Source organism: uncultured Methanobrevibacter sp. (assembly GCF_905235195.1).
Lineage (GTDB): Archaea > Methanobacteriota > Methanobacteria > Methanobacteriales > Methanobacteriaceae > Methanarmilla.
Genome location: NZ_CAJOKH010000082.1, coordinates 1 through 4,065, shown reverse-complemented (window position 1 = coordinate 4,065; position 4,065 = coordinate 1). Strand labels below are relative to the sequence as shown.

Annotated in this window: 3 protein-coding genes; all 3 read right to left on the bottom strand. The window is 25.0% G+C overall.

The features are described 5' to 3' along the window. Positions 1-613: 613 nt before the first annotated feature. Positions 614-856 carry a hypothetical protein gene (locus QZ146_RS08435; protein WP_295723563.1) on the bottom strand — a complete coding sequence of 81 codons (243 nt, stop codon included), beginning with the start codon at positions 854-856 and terminating at the stop codon, positions 614-616. Between the two features lie 100 nt (positions 857-956). Further along, on the bottom strand, positions 957-1,313 hold the full coding sequence (locus QZ146_RS08430) for a hypothetical protein (RefSeq protein WP_295723560.1): 357 nt from the start codon (positions 1,311-1,313) through the stop codon (positions 957-959). Between the two features lie 343 nt (positions 1,314-1,656). Continuing rightward, entirely contained in the window at positions 1,657-3,438 is a 1,782-nt protein-coding gene (glmS, locus tag QZ146_RS08425; protein WP_295723557.1) for a glutamine--fructose-6-phosphate transaminase (isomerizing), read from the bottom strand. Positions 3,439-4,065 lie beyond the last annotated feature (627 nt).

Below are 4,065 nucleotides of genomic sequence, written 5' to 3'. Positions count from 1 at the left end.
AATTGTATTTTTACAAACAATTATAAATGAATATGATAAACATAAAAAATAAGAAATTTTAGCCCGAATTTTATTCAGAAAATTTCAGGCCCCTAAATATTTTATGTAAATGAAAAAATAGATATAAAAGGACTAAGTAAAAAAATAATTATATAAGTGTGTAAGTGTGTAAATACACATATACACATATATGTAGACATGTAATATAAAAAGCTGTCAAAAAATTAACAATTTTTCATTCCATGCCAAAAAAGAAAAAAGTTAAAACTGAAATAAAGAAAGATAAAAAAAATTGCTATAAAAGCCTATAGAATAAAAAATATAAAAAATAGAGATAAATACCTATAAGAATAATAATAAAAAAATAATAGATAACATAAAAAATAAAAAAATAAAAAAAGATAATATTGTATATGTTGTATTATTATCTTTTATTATAGAAAATTTTACATTTAATAATCAAATATTAGTTTACAATACTTATATAAGCTTTTTTTGTACTTTGTTTGTATGTTGAAGTAGTTTTATAGCTTACAGTAAAAATATATTTTCCTTTTTTATTTAATTTGCATTTCTTTATTAGCGGAGCATTTAGTGTTAATACAGCTACTCATTAGCAGGTTTTAACTTTAAATAATTTTTTATTGTTAACTTTAAAGTAAACTATTTGATTTTTAATAGGCTTATTTTTACTGTTTAATAACTTAGCTACTAAATACATTGTTTTATCAGTAGATTTATAGTATTTTTTTAAAGGTCCAACATTTGAAAATTTAGTATCTTCTTTTTTAATAGTTATTTTAGCAGCAGCATTAGATTTATCATGGTTTTTATCTCCTTGGCAAACTACCTTCAATTTCCATGTACCTCTCCTATTTTTTTTAATTGAGCAGAAGATAATTTAATTTTTGCAAGACCTGAAGCATCAGTTTTAACAGTAGCTATAGTTTTACCTTTTAATAAAAATTGAACTTAAGATTAGCAATTTTATTATTTAGTTTAACTTGATAGAATCTACCATAATTTATAATATAATTTGCATTTTTTGCAATAATACTGGTAGCTTGTTTATTTACAGTTAAATTAATATTTTTACTTGTATAAATATCCAAAACATCATTATTATCTTTTACAATTTCGCCATTATCTTTATCATCTTTATCCGAATTACTTTCTATACTAATTTCGTCATTATCCAAATACTCATTATTTGATAGTTTCTCCATATTAGACTCTGTTACAGCAATAGATTCATCTATATTAACATTACTTGCAGAAGCAAGACTTAAAGATGAAACTATAAATAAAAGCATAGTTAAAACAAAAATATATTTTAACTAAATATTAATCTCACTATAATTCGTTTTTTCAAAAAATTTGGGTGTTTGAATTTTCACAAAAAAAATAAAAGCTTTATACAAATGAATAGAGTCTAAATAATATAAATATTTCGATTTTACAGTAAAGTTTTCAAAAATCCCCTCATTATAAACATTAACAATTTAGTTGTACAAAAATTAAGGATGATATTAAAAATTAGAAAAAGAAGAGGATATTAAAAATTAGAAAAAAGGTAAAATGCAATTTAAAAATAAAATTACAATTTACCCCCATTGAAAAATTTTAAAAATAAATAGAGATTAAAATTAAAAAAAACTATTCTACTGTAACACACTTAGCCAAGTTTTTAGGTTTATCAGGATCAAAGTTTTTCTCAACGGCAATATAATAACTCATTAACTGTAGAGGAATAATATATACAAGAGGTGCAATAATATCATCAACTTCATCATTAATTAAGAAACAATCTTTAGATTTGTTAATAATACCTTCATCAGCTTTAGAACCTATACCTATAACATCTGCTCCTCTGGATTTAACTTCTTCTAAGTTAGACATGGTTTTCCTATGATTTTCACCTGGAGGTAATATAACCACAACAGGTATACAATTATCAATAAGTGCAAGTGGACCATGTTTTAATTCACCTGCAGCATAACCTTCACCATGAATATATGTAATTTCTTTAAGTTTAAGTGCACCTTCAAGTGCTGTCGGATAAACGAAACCTCGACCAATATAAAAGAAATCATCAGTATATTTATATTTTTCAGTCATGACTTTAAGAGGTTCAACATCCTCTAAAATCTCATCAATATAATATGGCACCTTTTCTAACTTATCAAGCAATTCCTGATTATCTGCAAGAAGTGCAGCAAATAAATAAATTGCAGTTAACTGTGATATATAGGTTTTAGTTGCTGCTACACCAATTTCAGGACCTGCTTGAGTTTGAATAACATATTTTGCTCTACGAGTTGCAGAAGATCCTGCAACATTTACAATAGCAAGAGTTTTACTAGTTTCATTAGCAACTTCAAGAGCTTTTAAGGTATCTGCAGTTTCACCAGATTGTGATATAAATATTACAAGAGTATGTTCATCCAATGTTTTGGCAGAATATTTAAATTCACTGGCAAGTAGAACTTCCGTTGTTATACCGTTCATTGATTCAATTAAATACTTGCCTGTAAGTGAAGCATGATAACTAGTACCACATGCTACAAAGACAATTTTATTAACATCATCCTTTACATCATCAATAATTTCCATAATACTTTCTTTTTCAGTTAAGGTATTTCTTACAGCATCGCTTTCCTCATAAATCTCCTTAATCATAAAGTGATTAAAACCTTCTTTTTGAGCCATTTCAGGAGTCCAATCAATAGTTTCAATTTCTTTTTGTAAAACATTACCTTCCACATCAGTAATACTAACTCCATCCATAGTTAATGTAACAATTTCATCTCTCTCCGGATAAATAATATTATTTGTATATTTTAAAATAGCCGGAGAATCTGAAGCTACAAAAAATTCTCCATCTCCAATACCTACTATAAGAGGACTGTCTTTTCTTGTTGCAACAACCTTACCTGGCTCATCAACACATACTGCAGCAATTGCATAAGCTCCATGAATAACTTTAACAGTTTCTCTCATAGCTTCTTCAAGGTTTAAACCTTCATCCATAAAGTTTTTAAGTAAATGTGGAATAACTTCAGTATCAGTATCAGATTTAAATTCATGACCTTCACTAATTAAACTAGCTTTAATTTGATCATAATTTTCAATGATACCATTATGGACTACAGCAATAGATCCTTCTTCATCAGTATGCGGGTGAGAATTAAGTTTATTTGGATCACCATGCGTTGCCCAACGAACATGAGCAATACCAGATTGTCCCTCCATATCTGCTAAATCAAGATTAGTGTTAACATCAATGATTTTTCCTTTATCTTTTTTAATATAGATTTTATTGTTTTCTGTTGCAATACCTACTGAATCATATCCCCTATATTCAAGTTTAGAGATACAATCAAGTAATATAGGTGCTGCATTCTTTTGTTTTAATACACAACCTACTATACCACACATAATAAGTCTCCTACAAATATTATAATAAATTGATTATGAAATTAAAAATTAAACTCCTAATAATCTAATAAAATTTAATAATAATATAAATTAGAAAAATAATACTTAAATGAAATAAATAATTAATATTAATATAATTTTAGTATTTTATATTATAAACTACTACTTTTATAATATTAATTATTAAGATTATATATAATTTACTTAAAATAATTATTAGGAAATTCTTGATTTTTTATTCAAATATTTATAAGAAAATTAACTATGCCTGAGAGCATATAATATAAAAATATTTATAAAATCTAGTGATTTTAGAAAAATATGAATAAATATGCATTTTTAAGAAAAAGTATACCTCCTATTATTAAATTATTCATTGTAAAAAATCAGTAAAGCAACAAATTTAAAAGAGATTAAGAAATAAATCAATTAGATAAAAAAAAGAAAAAATAGGAAAAATAATGTGATTATTAGTTTAAAATTCATAACAAAATTATACAGAGAGTTTATTTGAATATATACATAAAATAATAGGGTGCTAGATAGAGCAAAATTTTAAGAGTGATATTTGCTCTTCTTTTTTGTTGATTTTTAGTTTTTGTTGGTCTGTTTTTAATGGTGCCTTTG